Origin of the sequence: Nocardia sp. NPDC057353 (genome assembly GCF_042667085.1) — a bacterium.
Lineage (GTDB): Bacteria > Actinomycetota > Actinomycetes > Mycobacteriales > Mycobacteriaceae > Nocardia.
This window is the reverse complement of the sequence record NZ_JBHVAK010000020.1, coordinates 13,802-35,406: the sequence shown is the minus strand read 5'-3', so window position 1 is coordinate 35,406 and position 21,605 is coordinate 13,802. Positions and strand designations below refer to the sequence as shown.

At 72.6% G+C, this 21,605-nt stretch carries 20 protein-coding genes; 11 read left to right on the top strand and 9 right to left on the bottom strand.

The genetic code is table 11. The annotated features are described in order from the left end of the window. Nucleotides 1-44: 44 nt before the first annotated feature. Both ACFUUZ_RS12980 and ACFUUZ_RS12975 read right to left on the bottom strand, forming a co-directional pair. Nucleotides 45-521, bottom strand: a complete 477-nt coding sequence (locus ACFUUZ_RS12980) for a YbaK/EbsC family protein (protein ID WP_378695594.1) — start codon at nucleotides 519-521, stop codon at nucleotides 45-47. Nucleotides 522-605: 84 nt separating this feature from the next. Next, a complete protein-coding gene (locus tag ACFUUZ_RS12975; protein WP_378695592.1) occupies nucleotides 606-926 on the bottom strand; it encodes a 2-oxo-4-hydroxy-4-carboxy-5-ureidoimidazoline decarboxylase in 321 nt (106 codons plus the stop codon). Nucleotides 927-1,046: 120 nt separating this feature from the next. On the opposite strand from ACFUUZ_RS12975, the gene ACFUUZ_RS12970 reads away from it, so the two are divergent. Together ACFUUZ_RS12970 and ACFUUZ_RS12965 are read left to right on the top strand one after the other, a co-directional pair. After that, on the top strand, nucleotides 1,047-1,868 hold the full coding sequence (locus tag ACFUUZ_RS12970) for a crotonase/enoyl-CoA hydratase family protein (protein ID WP_378695590.1): 822 nt from the start codon (nucleotides 1,047-1,049) through the stop codon (nucleotides 1,866-1,868). A gap of 113 nt (nucleotides 1,869-1,981) precedes the next feature. After that, a complete protein-coding gene (locus tag ACFUUZ_RS12965) occupies nucleotides 1,982-2,230 on the top strand; it encodes a hypothetical protein (RefSeq protein ID WP_067648029.1) in 249 nt (82 codons plus the stop codon). Nucleotides 2,231-2,321: 91 nt separating this feature from the next. Here ACFUUZ_RS12965 and ACFUUZ_RS12960 read toward each other — a convergent pair whose 3' ends face one another. Beyond that, complete coding sequence (locus ACFUUZ_RS12960) at nucleotides 2,322-2,813, bottom strand: inorganic diphosphatase (RefSeq protein ID WP_378695588.1); 492 nt, start codon at nucleotides 2,811-2,813, stop codon at nucleotides 2,322-2,324. 145 nt (nucleotides 2,814-2,958) lie between these two features. Between ACFUUZ_RS12960 and dacB the strand changes: the two genes are divergently transcribed. From dacB to hpt, 4 genes are all read left to right on the top strand, one after another. Then, nucleotides 2,959-4,416 (top strand): D-alanyl-D-alanine carboxypeptidase/D-alanyl-D-alanine-endopeptidase, encoded by a 1,458-nt coding sequence (gene dacB / locus ACFUUZ_RS12955; protein ID WP_378695586.1) that lies wholly within the window; start codon nucleotides 2,959-2,961, stop codon nucleotides 4,414-4,416. Between the two features lie 12 nt (nucleotides 4,417-4,428). Further along, the gene (locus ACFUUZ_RS12950) at nucleotides 4,429-5,526 is read left to right on the top strand and encodes a zinc-dependent metalloprotease (protein ID WP_378695584.1); all 1,098 of its coding nucleotides are present in this window, start codon (nucleotides 4,429-4,431) and stop codon (nucleotides 5,524-5,526) included. Nucleotides 5,527-5,788: 262 nt separating this feature from the next. Next, a complete protein-coding gene (tilS, locus tag ACFUUZ_RS12945) occupies nucleotides 5,789-6,781 on the top strand; it encodes a tRNA lysidine(34) synthetase TilS (RefSeq protein ID WP_378695582.1) in 993 nt (330 codons plus the stop codon). Between the two features lie 26 nt (nucleotides 6,782-6,807). Next, nucleotides 6,808-7,365 carry a hypoxanthine phosphoribosyltransferase gene (gene hpt, locus ACFUUZ_RS12940; protein WP_378695580.1) on the top strand — a complete coding sequence of 186 codons (558 nt, stop codon included), beginning with the start codon at nucleotides 6,808-6,810 and terminating at the stop codon, nucleotides 7,363-7,365. Nucleotides 7,366-7,378: 13 nt separating this feature from the next. Here hpt and ACFUUZ_RS12935 read toward each other — a convergent pair whose 3' ends face one another. The 4 genes from ACFUUZ_RS12935 to ACFUUZ_RS12920 all read right to left on the bottom strand — a co-directional run bounded on the left by ACFUUZ_RS12935 (nucleotide 7,379) and on the right by ACFUUZ_RS12920 (nucleotide 13,601). After that, nucleotides 7,379-9,811: a serine/threonine-protein kinase gene (locus ACFUUZ_RS12935; protein WP_378695578.1), complete on the bottom strand. Its 2,433-nt coding sequence runs from the start codon at nucleotides 9,809-9,811 to the stop codon at nucleotides 7,379-7,381. 167 nt (nucleotides 9,812-9,978) lie between these two features. Then, entirely contained in the window at nucleotides 9,979-10,866 is an 888-nt protein-coding gene (locus ACFUUZ_RS12930; RefSeq protein ID WP_378695576.1) for a LysR family transcriptional regulator, read from the bottom strand. Between the two features lie 357 nt (nucleotides 10,867-11,223). Beyond that, entirely contained in the window at nucleotides 11,224-12,051 is an 828-nt protein-coding gene (locus ACFUUZ_RS12925) for an SDR family oxidoreductase (RefSeq protein WP_378695574.1), read from the bottom strand. Continuing rightward, nucleotides 12,048-13,601: an aldehyde dehydrogenase family protein gene (locus tag ACFUUZ_RS12920; RefSeq protein WP_378695572.1), complete on the bottom strand. Its 1,554-nt coding sequence runs from the start codon at nucleotides 13,599-13,601 to the stop codon at nucleotides 12,048-12,050. Before ACFUUZ_RS12920 ends, ACFUUZ_RS12925 begins: the two co-directional genes overlap by 4 nt. Nucleotides 13,602-13,754: 153 nt before the next feature. Here ACFUUZ_RS12920 and ACFUUZ_RS12915 point away from each other — a divergent pair, with 153 nt between their 5' ends. Further along, nucleotides 13,755-15,014, top strand: coding sequence for a PucR family transcriptional regulator (locus ACFUUZ_RS12915; RefSeq protein WP_378695570.1), 1,260 nt, complete (start codon nucleotides 13,755-13,757; stop codon nucleotides 15,012-15,014). A 3-nt stretch (nucleotides 15,015-15,017) separates the two neighbouring features. On the opposite strand, the gene ACFUUZ_RS12910 is transcribed toward ACFUUZ_RS12915, so the two are convergent. After that, nucleotides 15,018-15,290 carry a DUF2277 domain-containing protein gene (locus tag ACFUUZ_RS12910; protein ID WP_357019965.1) on the bottom strand — a complete coding sequence of 91 codons (273 nt, stop codon included), beginning with the start codon at nucleotides 15,288-15,290 and terminating at the stop codon, nucleotides 15,018-15,020. Nucleotides 15,291-15,380: 90 nt separating this feature from the next. Here ACFUUZ_RS12910 and ACFUUZ_RS12905 point away from each other — a divergent pair, with 90 nt between their 5' ends. Beyond that, nucleotides 15,381-16,226 (top strand): DUF1266 domain-containing protein, encoded by an 846-nt coding sequence (locus ACFUUZ_RS12905; protein WP_378695568.1) that lies wholly within the window; start codon nucleotides 15,381-15,383, stop codon nucleotides 16,224-16,226. 4 nt (nucleotides 16,227-16,230) lie between these two features. On the opposite strand, the gene ACFUUZ_RS12900 is transcribed toward ACFUUZ_RS12905, so the two are convergent. Next, the gene (locus tag ACFUUZ_RS12900; protein WP_378695566.1) at nucleotides 16,231-17,145 is read right to left on the bottom strand and encodes a hypothetical protein; all 915 of its coding nucleotides are present in this window, start codon (nucleotides 17,143-17,145) and stop codon (nucleotides 16,231-16,233) included. Between the two features lie 376 nt (nucleotides 17,146-17,521). Between ACFUUZ_RS12900 and ftsH the strand changes: the two genes are divergently transcribed. From ftsH to folP, 3 genes are all read left to right on the top strand, one after another. Continuing rightward, entirely contained in the window at nucleotides 17,522-19,942 is a 2,421-nt protein-coding gene (ftsH, locus tag ACFUUZ_RS12895) for an ATP-dependent zinc metalloprotease FtsH (RefSeq protein WP_378695564.1), read from the top strand. 70 nt (nucleotides 19,943-20,012) lie between these two features. After that, complete coding sequence (gene folE / locus ACFUUZ_RS12890) at nucleotides 20,013-20,720, top strand: GTP cyclohydrolase I FolE (RefSeq protein ID WP_378695562.1); 708 nt, start codon at nucleotides 20,013-20,015, stop codon at nucleotides 20,718-20,720. Then, nucleotides 20,717-21,604, top strand: a complete 888-nt coding sequence (gene folP / locus ACFUUZ_RS12885; protein ID WP_378695560.1) for a dihydropteroate synthase — start codon at nucleotides 20,717-20,719, stop codon at nucleotides 21,602-21,604. Before folE ends, folP begins: the two co-directional genes overlap by 4 nt. The last annotated feature ends 1 nt before the right edge of the window (nucleotide 21,605 follow it).

The following is a 21,605-nucleotide window of genomic DNA, read 5'->3' as shown; positions in this document are numbered from 1 at the left end:
GCCGTCGGAACGTGGTGCACTCACAGCAACGAACGTACGCGTGCTCAGCTCATATCGACCGGTTGTCCGGCGGTGATCCGCACCAGTTCGGTGAACGAGGTGCGGAACAGCGTGCCTGGGTGCCCGCCCGCCGCCCACAGCTGCGGGTGCCCGGCGAGCGCGGTGTCCACCCAGGTGGAGAGGTTCGTCGGGTGCCCGAGCGGCGCCACCCCGCCCGCGGGCTGTCCGGTGACCTCCCTGGTCAGCGCCTCGGGCGCCGGGGCGAGGGTGCCCTCCAGCCGCGCCGCGGTGCGTTCCAGGTGCACCGGGCGCGCGCCGCCGACGAGCAGCAGCACCGGCTCGTCGTCGAGCAGGTAGACCAGCGCTTCGACGATGGCGCCGGGGTCGACGCCGAGTGCGCGCGCGGCGTCCTCGGCGGTGTCGATGGGTTCGGGGCGGGTCAGGATCACGCCGTGGTGCCCCCGGGAGATCAGGGTGTCGGAGACCCGGACCGCGCCCGGCGGCAGACTCGACTTGCGCATGCGACCAGGGTAGGGCCGCAACCCCGCTCGGGGGTCGCGGTTCGATCGCCCCGCAGTCTCGATGCGGCAGAGCGGGTCTCGCGCTCAGTACTCGGGGTAGCCGCCCTCGGGGCCGAGCATCCGCTCGACCCGCGCGGAGACGATCTTGGCGAGCGTCTCGACGGTGCGGTCCCCGCAGGCCTCGTGCACGACGGTGTCGAAGGTCCGCTCCAGGTCGCCGGGGGAGAGCGCGAGCAGCTCCAACTCGACGGCATTGTGCAGGTCGTCATGGTCGCGGTAGGGGCGCCCCGCGCTGATCCGCGCCGCCCAGGTGACGCAGCAGCAGCACTCGAAGAGCGCGTGCACCGCGCGGGCGTTCGGCATGGCGTTGAAGCGGTCGAGCCCGATTCCCTGATGCATCAGCATGGCGACCTCCGAGGGGCGAGATGACCATCATCGGCTCCGCCGCACCGCCGAGACCAGCATCGGAGCCCGGAATTTGCACAAGCTTTACAAGCCGCGGCACCGCCTCGATACGCTGTACAAATGACTGATTGGCAGGCCTTCACGGTCGAGACGAAGGACCAGGTCGCCCAGGTGACGCTCACCGGGCCGGGCAAGGGCAACGCCATGGGCCCGGATTTCTGGCGCGAACTCCCGGAGATCTTCGCCGGGCTCTCCGCCGACCCCGAGGTCCGCGCGATCGTGCTGACCGGCTCCGGCAAGCACTTCTCCTACGGCCTCGACCTGGCCGCGATGTCCGGCTCGTTCGGCCCGCTCATGGCCGACCGCGCGCTGGCCGCGCCGCGCACCACCTTCCTGAACGAGATCCGGGTGCTGCAGGCGTCGATCACCGCGGTCGCGGAGTGCGTCAAGCCGGTGATCGCCGCGGTCTCCGGCTGGTGCATCGGCGGCGGGCTCGACCTGATCGCCGCCGCCGACATCCGCTACGCCAGCGCCGAGGCGAAGTTCAGCCTGCGCGAGGCGAAGGTGGCGATCGTGGCCGACGTCGGCTCGCTGCAGCGGCTGCCCGCGGTGATCTCCGAGGGGCACCTGCGTGAGCTCGCCTTCACCGGCAAGGACATCGACGCCGCGCGCGCGGAGCGGATCGGCCTGGTCAACGAGGTCTTCGAGGACCAGGAGGCGGTGCTGGCAGCGGCGCACGCGCTGGCCCGCGAGATCGCCGCCAACCCGCCGCTGGTGGTGCAGGGCGTCAAGGACGTGCTGAACGAGCGGCTCACCGCCGAGGTGGCGGCCGGGCTGCGCTACGTCTCCGCGTGGAACGCCGCGTTCCTGCCGTCGGACGACCTGACCGAGGCGATCACGGCGGTCTTCGAGAAGCGGCCGCCGCGCTTCGAGGGTCGGTAGAAGCTCGCCCCAGGGGTGGGTGTCACCACCCCTAGGGGTGGCTGTACCAGGGGTTTTCCGCTCGTAATGTTCCTGTCGACAGAGCAAGACGAAGTACCGACAGGAGCAACGAAATGCGGATCAAGTCCTTCGCCATGGCCGGCCTGCTGGCTGCCGCCGCCGTCGCCGGGGTGTCGACGGCGGCGACCGCCTCCGCCGCGCCCGAGTACCGCACGGTCGAGACCATCTGGGTCGGCACCTACTCCACCTACGCCGCCTGCTCCGCCGACGGCGAGTACGGCCCGGCGCACCCGGACTGGAAGTACTACGAGTGCGTCCTGAACTACGACGGCGAGTGGGATCTGTACTACTCCACCTGGTGACCAGGCCGGCCTCCCCCTCCACCGGCCAGGCACCGCAACGAAGAGCGGGAAGTCCGAATCCATCGGACTTCCCGCTCTTCGCGTCGCGGGGTCAGTGCCCGCCGCTGTCCTGCAACCGCTTCAGCGAGGCCTGCACCTCGGCCTCGGCCTCGGCGCGGCCGACCCACTCCGAGCCCTTGACGAACTTGCCCGGCTCCAGGTCCTTGTAGCGCTCGAAGAAGTGCTTGATCGCGGCCAGCTCGAACTCCGGCACGTCCTGCAGGTCCTGGATGTGCTCCCAGCGCGGGTCGCCCGCGGGCACCGCGAGGATCTTGTCGTCGCCGCCCGCCTCGTCGGTCATCCGGTACATGGCGACCGCCCGCGCCTCCACGATCACCCCGGGGAAGACCGACTCGGGCAGCAGCACCAGCGCGTCCAGCGGGTCGCCGTCCTCACCGAGGGTGTTCTCGATGAACCCGTAGTCGGCCGGGTACGCCATGGAGGTGTAGAGGTAGCGATCCAGCTTCACCCGGCCGGACTCGTGGTCCACCTCGTACTTGTTCCGGGAACCCTTGGGAATCTCGATGGTGACGTCGAACTCCACGCCATCTCCTTCATCGGTCGTGCGGAGTCTGCCGACTGCGCCAGGTTGTACTGAGGAACGATTGCGCAACGAGGATAGTGTGGGCGTCGAGCACTCGGGTGCGGGAGGCGGCCGCGCGGGCGGCCGGAGGAGGAGCGGCGGACACGTGACGGGTGGGAACAGCAGGAACACCGGCGATCTGGCCGCGCGGCGCCGCCGCCGCACCCGGCTCTGGGTGGGGTTGGCGCTGGCGGTTCTGGTCTCGATGGTGGCCTCGGTGGCGCTGATCGTGCAGCCGTGGAGCCCGGAGTTCCAGCACGGCGGGCTGACCGTCGCGGCGCCGCCCGCGCCGGTGGCGGTGGACCCGCAGGTCGACCCCGCGCCCTCGAACGCCACCGCCCCCAGCGCGAGCGGCATCCGGGCGGCGCTCGCCGGGGTGGTCGCCAACCCGGACCTCGGCGCCTTCTCCGGCCAGGTCACCGACGCGGACAGCGGGGCGGTGCTGTGGAGCGGCGGCCAGGACACCCCGATGATCCCGTCCTCCACGCTCAAGGTGCTGACCACCGCGGCGGCGCTGCTCGCGCTGCCCGCCGACAGCCGGGTGACGACGCAGGTGGTCGCGGGCGCCGCGCCGAACGAGGCGGTGCTGGTGGCCGCGGGCGACCCGACCATCACCGCGCGGCCGGACGGCAAGGGCTACTACCCGGGCGCGGCCAAGCTCGCCGACCTCGCCGCCGGGCTGCAGGGCCGCGGCATCGACACCATCGTGGTCGACACCTCGAGCTACACCGGCCCCACCATGGCCAAGGGCTGGGAGGCGGCCGACATCCCCGGCGGCTCGATCGCGCCGCTGGAGCCGGTGATGATCGACGGCGGCAGGCTCGACCCGTTGGTCGAGTACGCGCCGCGCAGCACCACCCCCGCGCTCGACGCAGGCCGTCAACTCGCCACCCAGCTCGGCCTCGACCCCGGCAAGGTCGAGCTCGGCACCGCGGCGCCCGGCGCGGCCGAGCTGGCGAGCGTGCGCTCGGCGCCGCTGCGCGACCGGCTCAGGCAGCTCATGGTGTGGTCGGACAATGTGCTGGCCGAGACGGTCGGCCGGGAGGTGGCCGCCGCGCGCGGGCTGCCGCAGAGCTTCGACGGCGCGGCCGACGCGGTGCGCGCCGTGCTCACCGAGGCGGGGTTCGACCTGACCGGGGTGAGCATGCACGACAGCAGCGGGCTCTCGGTGGACGACCGGGTGCCCGCCCGGGTGCTCGCCGCCGTGCTCACCGCCGCCGCCGAGCCGACCGGCGCCGCCGCGGTGCAGCCTGCCGGGACGAGCGCCAGGCCGGAGCGCGGCGCGCGGTCCGCGACGCTGGCGCCGCTGCTCGACACGCTGCCGGTCGCCGGGGCCACCGGGTCGCTGGCGAGCCGGTACACCGGCGGCGATCCGGCGGGCGCCGGGTGGATCCGGGCCAAGACCGGAACTCTCTCGGTCGCCAGCGCGTTGGTCGGGTATGTGCTCGATCGCGATGGGCGCGTGCTGACGTTCGCGCTGATGTCGAACGACCGGCCACCGGAGGTGAGCAGGCCCGCACTCGACGCCATCGCAGGCACACTGCGCAACTGTGGCTGCTCCTGACGGGTGGGTGAGATGAGCGAAGGATCCAACGGGGCCGACGTCGGCCTGGTCGAGGCGGAGCCGCGGCGCTCCGCGCTGACCGGGACGGTGGACTGGCGGCTCGCCGCCCGCACCGGCGGCGCGCTGGTGCCCGCCGGGCCGCGCACCTCCCGGTACTCGGCCCAGCAGGTGGTCAGCGAGCTGGCCGAGGCCTCGCGGCGGGCCGAGGGGCCGGTGCGCGAGGTCAGCATGCTGCTCGATGACCGGCCAGTGCCCGCGGCGAGGATCGTGGACCGGCCGGGGTGGATCTCCGCCGCCGCTGCCTCGATGGCCCAGCTCACTGACGGGCCCGACGGCGCCGCCGACCCGGGCCGGTTCGCGGGCAAGCCAGCGGGGGTGCAGGCGGGCGCCATGCTCGCGCTGCTCTCCACCGCGATCCTCGGCCAGTACGACCCGTTCACCGGGGAGGACGGCACGCTGCTGCTGGTCGCGCCGAACATCATGGCGGTGGAGCGCGCGCTGCGGGTCTCGCCGAGCGACTTCCGGCTCTGGGTCTGCCTGCACGAGGTGACGCACCGGGTGCAGTTCTCCTCGGCGCCCTGGCTGGCCGGGTACATGCGGAGCAATGTCGAGCTGCTCGGCGCGGCCGCCGACGAGCCGCCGAGCGAGCTGATCGGCAGGCTGCTCGCCGAGGTGCGGCGCAGGCGCGGCGGCGCGGGCGCGGACGATCCGAACAACCAGGGCGTGATCGGGCTGCTGCGCGCCGCGCAGGCGCCGGAGCAGCGGGCGGCGCTGGACCGGCTGCTCGTCCTCGGCACCCTGCTCGAGGGGCACGCGGACCACGTCATGGACGCGGTCGGCCCCGCCGTCGTGCCGAGCGTGGAGCAGATCCGCGCCGCCTTCGACAAGCGCCGCAAGCGCGCGGTGAACCCGGTGCAGCGGGTGCTGCGCGCGCTGCTCGGCGTGGACGCCAAGCTGGCGCAGTACGTGCGCGGGAAGAAGTTCGTCGACGAGGTGGTCGCGACCGTCGGCACCGCCCGCTTCAACGCCGTCTGGACCGACGAGAGCACGCTGCCGCTGCCCGACGAGATCGATGAGCCGGGGCGCTGGATCGCCCGTGTGCTCGGGTAGGGGGGGTTCCTCCGGGCCTCCGGCCCGGACCCCGGCCGACCCGGTCGGCGGCGGTGCGCCGAGTGAACTCGGTGGCGACCCGCGCGATGCCGGTGGTGCGCCGAGCGGTCTGGGGGGCGACCCGAGCGGTCCCGGCGCGCGTGGTGTCGTGCGATCCGGCCTGGACAGTGGTGATGCGCCCGTCCGGGGCCGTGTTGCGCCCGGGCGCCTGCCTCTTCCGGGGACCTGGGCTGCCGGCGTGCCACGTGCCGCTACCCCCCTCTTGCCGGAGACCGAGGCCGCCCTGGTCGTGCGGCGTGCGGTGCGCGCGTGGCTGGCCGCGTACGCGGCGCCGGACGCCGAACTGGCCGTCGCCCTCTCGGGTGGCGCGGATTCGCTGGCGCTGACGGCCGCGGCCGTCGCCGAGGCGGGGGCGGTGCATGCGCTGGTGGTCGATCACCGGTTGCAGCCGGGATCGGCGCGGATCGCGCAGGCCGCGGCCGAGGCGGCGGCGGAGCTCGGGTGCGCGTCGGCCACCGTGCTGCCCGTCGAGGTGACCGGCCCCGGTGGGCTCGAAGCCGCAGCGCGGGCCGCGCGCTACGCCGCGCTGGACGGGGCCCGCGCCGGGCGGCAGGTCCTGCTCGGCCACACCATGGACGACCAGGCCGAGACCGTCCTGCTCGGCCTGGCCCGCGGCTCCGGCCCGCGCTCGGTGCGCGGCATGGCCCCGCACGCCGAGCCGTGGGGCAGACCGCTGCTCGCGGTGCGCCGCACCGACACCGTCCGGCTCTGCGCCGACCTCGGCCTCGAACCGCACCTCGACCCGCACAACTCCGCCCCGGAGTTCACCAGGGTCCGGCTGCGCCACGAGGTGCTCCCGCTCCTGGAGGACGTCCTCGGCGGCGGCGTCGCGGCGGCGCTCGCCCGCACGGCGGCGCAGCTCCGCGAGGACACCGCCGTCCTGGACGACCTCGCCGCCGAGTTGCTGGCCACCGCCCGCACCGCGGGAACCGGCCCGCACCCCGACCTCGCGGTGCACCCCCTCGCCGCCGCCCCCGCCGCGCTCCGGCGCAGGGCGATCAGGTCCTGGCTGCTCGAGGCGGGCGCCCGCGCGCCGGGCGACACCACCCTGCGCGCGGTGGAGGCGCTGGTCGTGCGCTGGCGCGGCCAGGGCGCGGTGGCGGTCGGCGGCGGTACCCCGGCCCGCCGGTTGGTGGTCGAAAGGCGGCATGGCAGGCTGACCCTGCGGCTCCGCGGCCGGGCGGACGGTGCGTGATCGACCACGGAAGGACACCAACGGACGTGTACGGGGACGACATCGCCTCGGTGCTCATCACCGAAGAGCAAATCGCCACGAAGACGAAGGAACTGGCGGAGCGGATCGCCGAGCGGTTCCCCGCGGGCGCCCCCGAGGGCGATCTGCTGCTGGTGGGCGTGCTGAAGGGCGCGATCTTCTTCATGACCGACCTGGCGAAGGCGCTGCCGATCCCCACCCAGATGGAGTTCATGGCCGTCTCCTCCTACGGCTCCTCCACCTCGTCCTCCGGCGTCGTCCGCATCCTCAAGGACCTGGACAAGGACATCGCGGGCCGGAACGTGCTGATCGTCGAGGACATCATCGACTCCGGCCTCACGCTCTCCTGGCTCAAGCGCAACCTCTCCACCCGCAACCCCGCCGCGCTCGAGGTGGTCACGCTGCTGCGCAAGCCGGACGCGCTGCGCACCCAGGTCGAGGTGGCCATGGTCGGCTTCGACATCCCGAACGACTTCGTCGTCGGCTACGGCCTCGACTACGCCGAGCGCTACCGCGACCTGCCCTACATCGGCACCCTCGACCCGAAGGTGTACGGCGGCAGCTAGTACGGCGGAGCCGTCAATCCGGCTCGGTGGGCGCGACAACCCGCTCCAGCGCCGCCAGATCCGCCTCCAGAGCGCGGAAGAGCACGTAGGAGGCGATGAACGCGGCGATGCCGCCGACGCAGAGCACCCGCACCGCCACGATCACCGACGGAATGTCCGCGGGCGGCAGGAAGGTCACCCCGGCCACCGCGAGCAGCGGCACCGAGGCCGCCACCGCGAGGTAGCGGGTGCTGCGCCTGGCCAGCCCGCGCAGCCGCACGGCGTCGCTCTCGTCCACCGCGCCGTGCCGGAGGAAGATCGGGTAGATGCAGCGCACCAGGTAGAAGTTGGCGAGGAAGAACGGGTACGAGACGGCGATGGCGCCGCACACCACCAGGGACGCCATGAAGTGCACCACCGCCCCGCCGTCGATGTCGCCGGTGGCCAGCCAGAGCGTGAACGGGAAGGTGATGCCCGCGATCACCCACATGGCGAACGGGATCACCACCGCGCGGTCGCCGAAGGCGAGCGTCTGGTCCCTGGCTCTGCGCAGCGTCGCCACGTCGTACCTGCGGCCGTGGCGGAGCCCGGGCGGCACCGTGACCATGGTCCGCGACAGGTAGATCAGCAGCAGGAACCCGAGCGGGAAGAAGATCCCGTTCAGCGTCCCGGTGGCGGCGGAGAAGGTGCGCTGCGACTCCTCGGTCAGCCGCGCCACGATCAGGTGCTGGTTGTGGTGGATGTTGTACAGCGAGGCGAGCATGTTCGGCACGCCGACCGCGATCGTGAGAATCGGGACCAGCCACGCCCGCAGCTTGACCCGCCAGCTGCCCGGCGCCGGGTCGACCAGTTCCCTGGCCCTCGGGTCGAGGCAGAGCTCGAACTGCTTGGCCAGGCCCGCCCCGCTCGACCAGCGCCGGTCCCGGTCCGGCTCGAGGCAGGTGCGCAGGATGCGGAGCAGCGCGGTCGGGGTGCCCGGTGGCACCCGGCTCAGCGCGTTCGGCTCCAGGCCCCTGGTGCGGCGCTCCAGCATCGCCTCGAAGGTGGTGTCGTCGCCGTGGCCGTTCGCCTCCGCGGTGCTGTCGTCGAACGGTTTCGCGCCGGTGAGCAGCTCCCACAGCACCACGCCGAGCGAGTAGATGTCGCTGCGGGTGTCCAGGTCGGCGGCGGTGCGGTCCATGCCGGGGTGGCAGGCCTCCAGCTGCTCCGGCGACATGTAGGCCAGCGAGCCGCCGAAGTAGGCGACCGGGCTCGTTCCCTCGAGATTGCGGCTGAAGCTGATGTTGAAGTCGGCCAGCTTCGGCACCGCCTCGGCCGTGAGCAGCACATTGGCGGGCTTGACGTCGCGGTGCAGCACCCCGTGCTCGGCGGCGTGGTCCAGCGCCTCGGCCAGCCGCCTGCCCAGCCAGGCCACGGTCTCCGGCCAGCTCAGCGCGGCGATCTCGGCCCGGACGCTGGAGTCGGTCGGCCGGATCTCCCCCTTCTCCTCCATGGCCGCGTCGACCGCGTCCAGCAGCAGCTTGCCGGTGCGCTCGCCCTCCGGGGTGGCGCGCACCCAGCGCAGCACGCCGAGAAGCGTGCCGCCGGGCAGGAACTGCATGTAGAGCAGGCGCAGCCTGCGGGCGAGCGGGTCGCCGGACCTGGCGTCGAGCAGCCGCTGGTCGAAGACCCGGACGATGTAGTCGTGGTCGAGCTGGGCCAGGGTCTGCGGCTCGGTGCCGTGGTCGGCGGAGATCTTCACCGCGACGAGCCGCTGCAGCGACCGCTGGCGGGCGAGGAAGACCCGCGCGAAGGCCCCGCTGCCGAGCCCGGTGAGCAGGTCGAAGTCGTCGATGCTCCGCCCGACCTCGATCCGGTCCAGGATGTCGAGCCTGCCCGCGTCGGAGATGCCCGTCGACGGCGCGCTCGGCAGCGCGGTGGCGGTTCCGGTCAGATCTCCTGATGGCACCGCGGTACCACGGTGCAGCACCGTCTCCTGGTTCACCGCCTGGGTCGCGTCCGGCTCCGGCGGCTCGGACCGGCGGGTGCTCTGCTCCAGGTCGTCGACGTTGAGCAGTGCGCGCAGCGCGCTCGCCTGCGCCGGGTGCTCGCTCAGGCACTGGCCGGGATCGAGCCGCTCCCCGCTGTGCCTGCGGATCACGAACTCCTCGTAGATCAGCTCGGCGGGCAGCGCGGCCGGGTCGAGCTCGTCGAACTCGCCGCAGTAGTCGCGCAGCTGCTTGCGGGTGTGCGCGCCCGCGCCGCGCCCGACCCAGCGCTCCCACAGGTCGACCCGGATGAGCTCGACCAGCGCTTCGCGGCGCAGCGTGGTGGCGTCCGGCAGGTACTCGGCCAGCACCGGCGGGCCCGCGGCCGCGAGCACCGCGGAGTCCCAGGCCGCGGCGAAGGCGGCGACCCTGGTGTCCGTGCCTGGCCCGCCCGTGCCCGCGGGGCCGGGTCCGGGCGCGGGATGCGAATCGGCGCTCATGCTCTCGACGGCCTTCTGTTCCGGTGGTACCACCCGGGGGCGGCCACGGCTGGGACGGCCCTGCTCCGACGGCCCCTGCCCGGGTACCCGCGCCCACCGAGCGGGCACAGGGGAGGAATCGAGCCCGGGAGGATTCTATCCCGCGCGGCCGCCGCGGACCCCGGCGATCAACCCGCGAGCGCCGCCGGGCGCCCCGCGAAACCGCCGTCGGTGGCGCGCGCGGCGAACTCCAGGATGGTCGGACGGGAGTCGTCGGCCCGCCAGGCCACCGCGAGCTCGCACGGGGGCAGCCCGGCCACCGGCCGCGCGGCGAGCCCGGGCCAGCGGTACATCGGCACGTTGTTCTCGGCGAGCAGGCAGATCCCGAGGCCGAGGCTCACCGCCTCCAGGCGGTCCTCCGGGGTGGTCGCCTCGGCGCCGATCCTGGCCTGCCTGCCGTGCCTGGCGTCGTTGCCGACCCAGAAGTCGCGGACCGCGCCCGCCTCGGCGGGCAGCGCGACGAAGATCTCGTCGGCGATGTCGGCGAACTCGATCCGGTCCCGGTCGGCGAGCGGGTGCGTCTCCGGCAGCAGTACCCAGCGCGGCTCGCTGCGCAGCACCTGCCAGCGGTACCGGTTCGGGTCCGGGAGCGGGAGCCAGACCAGGGCCAGGTCGGCCTGGCGGCCCGCGAGCCCGCTGGAGCCGTCGGTCCAGGAGGCGGCGTGCAGCGCGAGCCGGTGCCCGCTGGCCGATTCCAGCTCGTTGAGCAGCCCGCGGCCGAGCGCCGACTGGATGCCGACCCGCAGCACCTCGCCCGCCTCCTGCAGCGAGGCGTTGGTGTTCTCCCAGAGCTCGAGGATCTTGCGGGCGCCGTCGAGCAGCTCCTTGCCCGCGACGGTCAACGCCACGCTGCGCTGGTTGCGATCGAAGAGCACCACGTCGAGCTGGCGTTCCAGCTGCCGGATCTGCCGCGACAGGGTGGGCTGTGCGATGTGCAGCCGCTGGGCGGCGTTCGTGAAATGCAATTCCTCAGCGACGGCGACGAAATACCGCAGATCGCGCAAGTGCGGGTCCATAGCTCTTTGCTATCAGAATCCGTGTCCGATTTCCAGCCTAATCGAGCCGTGAAGTCCGAACTGGCTGAGAAAAACAGTCGTCAGGTTTGTTAGCAACAGCATATGGGGCGAATCGGTCTCCCGCATGCCGAGTCGAGCGAATGCCGGGCATTCGGACGTCCGTCCAACTCGGCTGCGGACCGCACCGGACTGACCAGGTGCGATGGCGGGGTCGGCGTGGTTGCGGTTGCAAGGCCGCGATCGGCGCGCGAATCCGGCGATCGGGCAGTGACGTCCGATGATGTGATGCCTCGGCGGAAGTGGCGCAGCCCTCTGTGATATATATCACAGAGGGCTGCGTGGTCCGTGTCAAGCCGGTCAGACGGTGCGGGCCCGGTCCTCGTAGGCCTTGCGCTGCTCGCTGTCCACGTCCTCCAGGAAGGTGTGCGAGGCGCCGAGCGAGCGGGCGATGGCGTCGCCCGCCGCCTCCGGCAGGAAGTTGACGATCCGGGAGATCGCTCCCGCCACCTTCGTCACCCGCACCTTGGACTTCGGCTTGACGATCAGCGCGGCGATGGCCGCGGCGATCTCCTCCGGCTCCGCGGGCGGCATCACCTTCGGCGTGCTGACCCCGGAGCCGAGCTCGGTCTTGGTCAGCGTCGGCAGCACCGAGGAGAAGTGCAGCCCGGTGCCGCGGTACTCCTCGCGCAGCGTGTCGGTGAAGCCGAGCACCGCGTGCTTGCTGGCGTTGTAGGTGGCGAGCCCGGGGATGTGCGACTCACCGGCCAGCGAGGCGATATTGATGACGTGGCCGCTGCCGCGCGGCAGCATCCTGGCCGCCGCCAGCTTGGAGCCGAGGATCACGCCGTAGACATTGATGTCCAGGATGCGCCGGGTGAGCGCGTCCGGCTCGTCCACCAGCCGCCCGGTCGGCATGATCCCGGCGTTGTTGATCAGCACGTCGATCGGGCCGAGCTCGCGCTCCACCTCGTCCAGGAACCGGGTGAACGACTCCTCGTCGGTGACGTCGAGCTTGCCGTACACCTCGAAGTCGTGGTCGGTGCCCGACTGCTTGACGGTGGTCTCGTCGATATCGCCGATCGCGATCTTGGCACCCTGCTCGCGCAGCGTGCGGGCGGTGGCGAGGCCGATGCCGCGCGCCCCGCCGGTGATCACGACGACCTTGCCGCGGACGGCAGTGCTCACTTGTCTCCTCCTTGGATCTTGCGGACGGTGGCAAGGTCGAACCGACGCTTGCCGCGCGCCCCGGCCGCGCGCATGGCGCCGAGCGCGACCATCAGCTTCGGCATCTGGTACGGGAACCAGGTCAGTTCCTTCTGGGTGGTCGGCAGCAGCGGGGTGGTGATCGCCTTCTGCCTGCAGTACTTGCGCACGCCCGCCGCGCCGCCCCAGCGGGCGCCGATCCCGGACTGCTTCCAGCCGCCCATCGGCAGCGCGAAGTTGAAGAGGTTGGCGAAGACGTCGTTGATGTTCACCGCGCCCGCGTTCAGCTGCCGGGCGACCCGCTCGCCGCGCGCCTTGTCGCCGGTCCAGACCGAGGCGGAGAGGCCGTACTGGGAGTCGTTCGCCAGCCGGACCGCCTCGGCCTCGTCGGCCACCTTGACCACCGGGAGGGTCGGGCCGAAGGTCTCCTCGCGGATGCAGGACATGGAGTGGTCGACGTCGAGCAGCACCGTCGGTTGGAAGAGCGTGCCCTGGCCGGTGCGCTGCCCGCCGATGGCGACCCGGGCCCCGGCCGCGACCGCCTCCTCGATGTGCCGCTGCACGATCGACACCTGGTTCTCGTTGGCCAGCCCGCCGACGTCGTGCTTCGATTCCCGGCCGTCCAGCCCCTGCCGCAGGTTCGCGACCGCGTCGGTGAGCTTGGCGACGAACTCGTCGTACACCGGCGCCTCGACGTAGACCCGCTCGACCGAGATGCAGACCTGCCCGGAGTTGAACATGCCGCCGAAGGCGACGCCGTGCGCGGCCCGGTCCAGGTCGGCGTCGGCCAGCACGATCGCCGGGTCCTTGCCGCCCAGCTCCAGGCTGTAGGGCACCAGCCGCTCGACGCAGGCCGCGGCGATCTTCTTGCCGGTCGCGGTGGAGCCGGTGAACTGGATGTAGTCGGCGTTCTCCACCACCGCGGCGCCGGTGGCGCCGCCCCCGGTGACCACCGCGAAGACCGGGGGAGCGCCGATCTCGGCCCAGCCGCGGGCCAGCTCCAGCGCGGAGAGCGGGGTGACCTCGGAGGGCTTGAGCACGACGGCGGCGCCCGCGGCCAGCGCCGGGATGACGTCCAGCGCGGGCATGGCCAGCGGGAAGTTCCACGGCGTGATCACGCCGACCACCGGGTACGGCGAGTACACCGTGGTCAGCCGCTTGACCCTGGCCAGCGGGCTGTGCGGGGACGGGTGGTCGTCGGCCAGGAACTTGCCCGCCCGGCGCGCGTAGAAGCCGATCAGGTCGATGGCGAAGGCCGGGTCGATGAGCGAGTCGGCGCGCGGCTTGCTGGTCTCCGACTGCAGCACGTCGGCCAGGTGCTCGGTGTTGTCGATGATCCAGTCCTGCAGCTTCATCAGCCATTCCTTGCGCCCGTCGGCGCCGATGGCCTCCCACTCGGGCTGGAACAGCCGCAGCTCCCTGACGACCGCGGCCACCTCGTCGGCGGATTGGTCGGGCACGGTGCCGACCACATCGCCGGTGCCCGGATTGCGAACCTCGATCGCCGGTGTCTCGGCCTCGGTATTGGTCACGGCTGTGCTCCCACTTCGTCGTGTCTGGCGGATACCGCTGTGAATCAGCTCACTGAGCTATGAGGATGGCACAATCGTTGTCGACATTCTTGGCCCGATCCGTCAACGGAGTGCGGCCGGTTTGTGTCAGCGGTACAAAAGAGGGAGTGGCCGATGTCTTCCGGCACACGCGACGAGGTCGTCCGGGACTGGCTGGCCGAGTACGCCTTCGAGACCATGCGCACGCAGACCCTGGACCAGGTGGTCGAGCGGCTGGACGCGGTGATCGTCGACCGGGTGCCCGAGCTGCGCGACCACGACATCCGGCGCGACCTCACGGCGAGCACCCGCGCGCACGCCAGGCTCATGCTCGGCGGGCTGACCAGCGACAGCTTCGATGTCCCGCTGCCGGAGGAGGTGCACGCGCTGGCCCGCACCATCGCGCAGCGCGGCTACGACCTGCGGCTGCTGCTCCGGACGTACCACGTCGGGCTGGAGGCGGTGCTTGACTACCTGCGCGAGTCCTTCGAGCAGCGGCGGACCCCGCCGGAGATCGAGCGCACCGTGCTGGTCCGCACCTTCGAGCGCGCCACCCGCTGGGTGAACACCTCGGTCGAGCTGCTCACCGAGACCTACCTGGCCGAGCGCGAGCAGGTGCTGCGCGCGGCGCTGAACCGCAGGGCGGAGACGGTGCGCGCGCTGCTCGCGGGCGACGACGTCGACCCGGAGCAGGCCGCGGTGCGGCTCGGCTACCGGCTCAACCAGCAGCACCTCGCCTTCGTGCTGTGGAGCGACGAGCCGTTCGGCGGCGCGGGCGACGTGATCGGCGGGCTGGACCGGGTCGCCACCGGGATCGCCACCGCGCTCGGCACCAACCGGCTGCTCACCGTGGCCTCGGGAGCGAGCGGGATGTGGGCGTGGGCCGGGCTGGACGACGCGCAGGCCGCCCGGCTCGCCGGGCCGGAGGAGCCGCTGCTGGCGGCCGCCGGGGAGATCGAGCCGCCGGTGCGGGTGGCGTTCGGGGTGCCCGCCCCGGCCACCGCGGGGTTCCGGCGCGGGCATCGGGAGGCGGTCTCGGCCAGGCAGGTGGCCGAGCGCTCGGGGGCTCCGGTCACGGGGTACCGGGCGGTGGAGATCGCCTACCTGGCGGGGGTGGACCGCGCCGCCATGCGCGGGCTGGTCCGGCGCGAGCTGCGGGCGCTGGCCGGCCGGGACGCCGCGACCACCCGGCTGCGCGAGACGCTGCACGCCTACCTGCGGCACCAGCGCAGCCCGGAGGCGGCGGCGCGCGAGCTCGGGGTGCACAAGAACACCGTGCGCTACCGGATCCAGCGGGTCGAGGAGCTGCTCGGGCACCCCGTCGAGGAGCGCGGGCTGGCGCTGGAGGTGGCGCTCACCTGCGTCGCCGCCTACGGCCACGGCGCGCTGGACTGAGGGCTACTCGGCGCCGTTCTCCGCGGCCTCGCGCGCGGCGATCCGGCGCAGCGGCGGGTCGGTGCTCGGCGGCACCCTGCGGTCGGGCAGCTCGGCGAGCAGCTGGGTGGTCGCCGCGGCGATCGCCGCGACCGCCCGGTCGACCGCGGGCTTGGTGGTGCTGCTCAGGCCGGAGACACCACCGACCTTGCGCACGTACTGCAGTGCGGCAGCATAGATCTCCTGCTCGGTGGCGGCGGGTTCCAGGCCACGCAGGACGGTGATGTTTCTACACATGGATGCACGATAGCCCCCTGGCACGCCCGGGGTCAGGCCAAGAAGCGCAACTGAACCAGCGACCTGTAGGGGAGGTCATAGACTCGGAGTATGCCTGCCCGCGGTAAAGCGACGTTGACACCCTTTCCGTACGAGGAGCTGGACAATCGCGAGGAGGACCACTGGTCCGGGGCGCACCTGGACGACAACCGGTTGCGCGCGCTGGCGCTCGGTGCCTTCTACTCCGCGCGCTGGGACGCCTTCCACGATTCGCTGCTGCTCGGCCCGGAGCGCGAGCACCCGCTCGGCGACCGCCGCGAGCTCGCCATCGACACCCTGACCGGCGCGTGGGGCATCACCGACGGCACCGAGGCGCAGGCGTCGATGGAGCAGCTGCTCAAGGGGATGCACGCCCCGCTCTACGCGCTGGTGCACCCGCTGGTCACCGCGGCGCTCACCGCGGGCGAGCGGGACCGCTTCGGCGAGCGCGCCGACCGGCACCGCGCCTTCCTCCGGCAGGTGGCCGCCTTCCGCGGCATGGAGAACCCGGAGGCGCTGGTCCGCGACTACGACATCTGGTGCCAGGCGATCAAGATCGGCTTCACCTCGCACCTGGCCCGGCCGGTCGCCACCTGCATCCACGCCTGGGACCTGGCCCGGGTGACGGCGGTGGCCAGGATGGCCTACACCGCGGGGTACCTGGAGGCCGACGTCGCCTGGAGCTACATGGCCCGCGCGCTGCCGCTGGCCCAGCGCAAGTACCGGAACTGGCGCCAGTTCGGCGACGCCTACCTGGCGGGCTGGACCTACTGGCAGGCCTGCGAGGACCTCGCCGTGCTCAAGGACGGCGGCGTCGACCGCAGGATGGAGCTGCTCCGGCTCTGGAACCGCCCGACCAGCCCGTGGCGCCGGGTGGCCCTGCACCCCCGCGAGGAGGCGCAGGACCTGTCCGCGTAGCGGCTCAGCAGCGGTCGGGCAGCGAGCGCAGGATGCCGCGGCCGAACCGCTGGAACTGGCTCTCGTCCACCATGCCGAGCGAGTGCCGCTCGACCAGCAGCTCCCACTCCGCGTAGAGCGTGGAGACCCCGGGGTCCGGCGGCGCGATGGCGCCGTGCGCCGACTCCAGCCGCACCGCGAAGTTCACCGCGCGCGCCATCCGCTCCAGGTCGGCCCGCTCGCCCGCGGCGAACTTCAGCGTCAGGAAGCCGTCGTGCACCGAGAGCAGGGTGCGCGCCTCGCTCTCCTCGTCGGCGCCGGTGCGCGCCCAGAGCACCGCGGGGATCGGCAGCTCGTGCGCGACCCGCAGGTCGAGCGCGATGAAGAGCAGCCTGGTCGTGGTCGCCGCGATCAGCCCGTGGCCGACCTCGGGCACCCGCGCGTTGACGACCGCGGTCTCCAGCAGGTACTCCTCCGGCGTCACGTAGCGCTGCAGCGCCGCGATCGCCTGCCCGGCGCCGCGGCGCGGCGTCATCCGCTGGGTGGCGGCGTCGACGTCGGCGCGGGCGGGCCCGGTGCGGCCCCAGGTCGGCGCGGGCGGCTCCAGGTCCGGCTGCTCGATCTCGACCCGGCGCGCGGCCAGGATCTGGGTGTTCAGCCTGGCGACGATCTCGGTGGCGGCCGGGACGTCGTGCTCGGCGATCAGCACCGGCAGCGGGGTGCGGTCGGCGGGCACGCCGACCAGCAGCGGCGCCGGGTCGCGCAGGTAGATCTCGATGACGACGGCATCGTCGGCGCGTCGGTTCAACCGCGCCTTGAGCAGCTCGGCGATCGGGACGTCGAGGACCCGCTCGCCCTCGGTACCCGGTCGCAGCACCACCAGCCGTCCGCCGCCGTGCCGCAGGATCGCGGTTGGCGTCCGTAACTCGACTATGTCCATACCCCCTGCGCTCATTGTGGTCCGCTCGCGCGCCCGGGGTACTTCGCTGGCCACGCGATTCGCCGCTCCGGCCCAGGGGCGGCGAGGCTGTGTCGTCGCTCACCATAGGCCGGACATGCCATGATTGTTGCCACTTGCAATAAGCCGGACGGGGCTCCTCGGGAACCAACGCGGCTCCCCGGCCGTTGACCACGTCGACTGCACCAGCAGCCGAACTGTGCGATGTATGCGAGTAGACCGTACGCGGTAACGTGGCATGTCCGCATCCGAACCCGACGCCGAACGGTGGGGAGGAGCGGGGCGGCGCGACCGCTGCCCGCATCGCTAGGCACGAACCGGAGACACCGGAAAGGACTGGCCGCCCGGCCTACGCTCTATGAACCGCAAGACAGTGTTCCGCACCCTGGCCATAGTCTCGGGCATTCTGCTGGTCGTCTACGCGTTCAGTTACTTCGGGAACGACACCCGCGGCTGGAAGAGCGTCGACACCTCGGTGGCCCTCAGCCAGCTGGCGGACAAGCCGAATGTCAAGAATGTGCAGATCGACGACCGCGAGCAGCAGCTCAGGATCGAGCTGAACAACGGCAACGACGCGACCGGCGGCGAGTCCAGGATCCTCACCAAGTACCCCGGCGGCAGCGAGACCTCCGCGCAGATCTTCGACGCGGTGCAGCAGTCCGGCGCCCCCTACAACACGGTGGTCAAGCAGGACAGCTGGTTCACCCAGATCCTGCTCTTCGTGCTGCCGATGGTGATCCTGCTCGGCCTCTTCATCTTCGTCATGGCCCGCATGCAGGGCGGCGGGCGCGGCGGGATGATGGGCTTCGGCAAGTCCAAGGCCAAGCAGCTGAGCAAGGACATGCCGAAGACCACCTTCGCCGACGTCGCGGGCGCGGACGAGGCGGTCGAGGAGCTCTACGAGATCAAGGACTTCCTGCAGAACCCGGTGCGCTACCAGGCGCTCGGCGCCAAGATCCCGAAGGGCGTGCTGCTCTACGGCCCGCCCGGCACCGGCAAGACGCTGCTGGCGCGGGCGGTCGCGGGCGAGGCCGGGGTGCCGTTCTTCACCATCTCCGGTTCGGACTTCGTCGAGATGTTCGTCGGCGTCGGCGCCTCCCGGGTGCGCGACCTGTTCGAGCAGGCCAAGCAGAACAGCCCGTGCATCATCTTCGTCGACGAGATCGACGCGGTCGGCCGCCAGCGCGGCGCCGGGCTCGGCGGCGGCCACGACGAGCGCGAGCAGACCCTGAACCAGCTGCTGGTCGAGATGGACGGCTTCGGCGACCGCACCGGCATCATCCTGATCGCGGCCACCAACCGGCCCGACATCCTGGACCCGGCGCTGCTCCGCCCCGGCCGCTTCGACCGGCAGATCCCGGTCGGCAACCCCGACCTGGCGGGGCGCCGCTCCATCCTCCGGGTGCACTCGCAGGGCAAGCCGATCGCGCCGGAGGCCGACCTGGACGGGCTGGCCAAGCGCACCGTCGGCATGTCCGGCGCCGACCTCGCCAATGTGATCAACGAGGCCGCGCTGCTCACCGCGCGCGAGAACGGCTCGGTGATCACCGGCGAGGCGCTGGAGGAGTCGGTGGACCGGGTGATCGGCGGACCGCGCCGGAAGAGCCGGATCATCAGCGAGCACGAGCGCAAGATCACCGCCTACCACGAGGGCGGGCACACCCTCGCGGCCTGGGCGATGCCGGACATCGAGCCGGTCTACAAGGTCACCATCCTGGCCCGCGGCCGCACCGGCGGCCACGCCATGACCGTGCCCGAGGACGACAAGGGGCTGATGACCCGCTCCGAGATGATCGCCAGGCTGGTCATGGCGATGGGCGGCCGGGCCGCCGAGGAGCTGGTCTTCCACGAGCCGACCACCGGCGCCTCCTCCGATATCGACCAGGCCACCAAGATCGCCAGGGCGATGGTCACCGAGTACGGCATGAGCGCGCGGCTCGGCGCCGTCCGCTACGGCCAGGAGCAGGGCGACCCGTTCCTCGGCCGCTCGATGGGGACTCAGTCGGACTACTCGCACGAGGTCGCGGGCGCCATCGACGAGGAGGTGCGCAACCTGATCGAGGCCGCGCACACCGAGGCGTGGTCGATCCTGAACGAGTACCGCGACGTCCTCGACGACCTGGCCACCGCGCTGCTGGAGCGGGAGACGCTGCACCGCAAGGATCTCGAGCAGATCTTCACCCAGGTGGAGAAGCGGCCGCGGATCACCGCCTTCAACGACTTCGGCGAGCGCGTCCCCTCGGACAAGCCGCCGGTGAAGACCCCGGGCGAGCTGGCCGCCGAGCGCGGCGAGAAATGGCCGCCGGAGCCGATCGCCTCGCTGCCCCAGCGGCAGCCGACCGGCGCGCACGCGGGCGCCAACGGCGTCCCCGCCGCGCCGAACGGTGCCCCCGCCGGATTCCAGGGCAGGCCGCAGGGGTACCAGGGCGGTCGCCCGCCCGCCCCGCAGCAGGGTTTCGGCAGGCCGGGCACGGGCGCGGGCGGGACGCACGGCTCGCGGCCGGACTACGGCGCACCGGCCGGTTGGTCGGCGCCCGGCTGGCCGCCGCGCGACGAGGACCAGCGCCAGGCCAACCCGTACGGCCCCGGCGAGCAGCGCCCGGGCGCCGACCGGTGGAACCGGGGGCCGGACGGGCAGAACCACGGCTACCAGGGCGAACCCGGCTACGGCGGGGAGCAGGGGTACGACCAGGGCTACCCCGGTGAGCAGGGCCGCTACCCCGGCGGCGACGGCCGCCCCGAGGGCCAGGACTGGGACGGACCGAACGGTCGCCGCTGATCGGTGGGCACTAGGCTCGGCACGGGGTGTTCGGGTCTTGTGCCCGCACTGAGATTGGGAGGTGTCCGTGATGTCGGCCAACGAGAAGTCGGTCAGCCAGAACGGTGGCGCCGGTGACGGTTCGAGCGGCAGCGCCGTCGACCTGGTGAACGAGGACGGCGTGCGCATCGACGCACCCGCGGACGACGCGGTCGCGGTGGCGACCGGGAGGACCTTCGATCAGCCGCGCGCCGAGGCCGCGGTGCGCGAGCTGCTGATCGCCGTCGGCGAGGACCCCGAGCGGCCCGGCCTGCTCGACACGCCCGCCCGGGTCGCCAGGGCCTACCGCGAGGTCTTCGCCGGGCTCTACGAGGACCCGGACGCCGTGCTGAACACGACGTTCGACGAGGGGCACCAGGAGATGGTGCTGGTCAGGGACATCCCGCTGTACTCGACCTGTGAGCACCACCTGGTGGCGTTCCACGGCGTCGCGCACGTCGGCTACATCCCCGGCCCGCACGGCCGGGTCACCGGGCTGTCCAAGCTGGCCAGGCTGGTCGACCTCTACGCCAAGCGCCCGCAGGTGCAGGAGCGGCTGACCAGCCAGATCGCCGACGCCCTCATGCGCAAGCTGGACCCGCGCGGCGCCATCGTGGTGATCGAGGCCGAGCACCTGTGCATGGCCATGCGCGGCATCCGCAAGCCGGGGGCGAGCACCACCACCTCGGCGCTGCGCGGCATGCTGCAGTCCAACCCCGCCTCCAGGTCCGAGGCACTGGACCTGATCCTGCGGAAGTGAGTACCGGGGGAGGCGGGCCGGTCGGGATCGGCTCCCGCGCTGGCCGCTCCTGCCTGGTGTTCGGCGTCGTCAACGTCACCAGCGACTCGTTCTCGGACGGCGGCCGCTACCTCGACCCGGAGCACGCCGTCGCGCACGGCGTCGCGCTGTACGAGGCGGGCGCCGACGTGATCGACGTCGGCGGCGAGTCGACCAGGCCCGGCGCGGTCCGGGTCGAGCCGGAGACCGAGGCGGCGCGGGTCGTTCCGGTCATCGCGGGGCTCGCCGCGGCGGGCGTCTCGGTCAGCGTCGACACCATGCGCGCGGGCGTCGCCGAGGCGGCGCTCGCGGCGGGCGCCACCATGGTCAACGACGTCTCCGGCGGGCGCGCCGATCCGGACATGGCCCGGGTCGTCGCGGCCGCGGGGGCGCCGTGGATCCTCATGCACTGGCGCGGCGGCAGCGGTTTCCGGCACACCGGCCCGGCCGACCACTACGACGACGTGGTCGCCGAGGTGCTGGCCGAGCTGACCGCCCAGGTCGAGCTCGCGCTCGCGGCGGGGGTGCGCGCCGACCGGCTGGTCCTCGACCCCGGCCTCGGCTTCGCCAAGAACGCCGAGCACAACTGGGCGCTGCTGGCCGCGCTCCCGCGGCTGGTCGCGCAGGGCCTCCCGGTGCTGATCGGCGCCTCGCGCAAGCGTTTCCTCGGCACGCTGCTCGGTACCGCCGCCGGCCCGCGCCCGCCGGACGGCAGGGAGTCCGCCACCGCCACCATCTCCGCGCTGGCCGCGCTGCACGGCGCCTGGGGCGTCCGGGTGCACGACGTGCGCGGCTCGGCCGACGCCATCGCCGTCGTCGACGCCTGGCAGCGCGCCGCCGCCACCCTCACCCCTGGAGTCCGCTGAC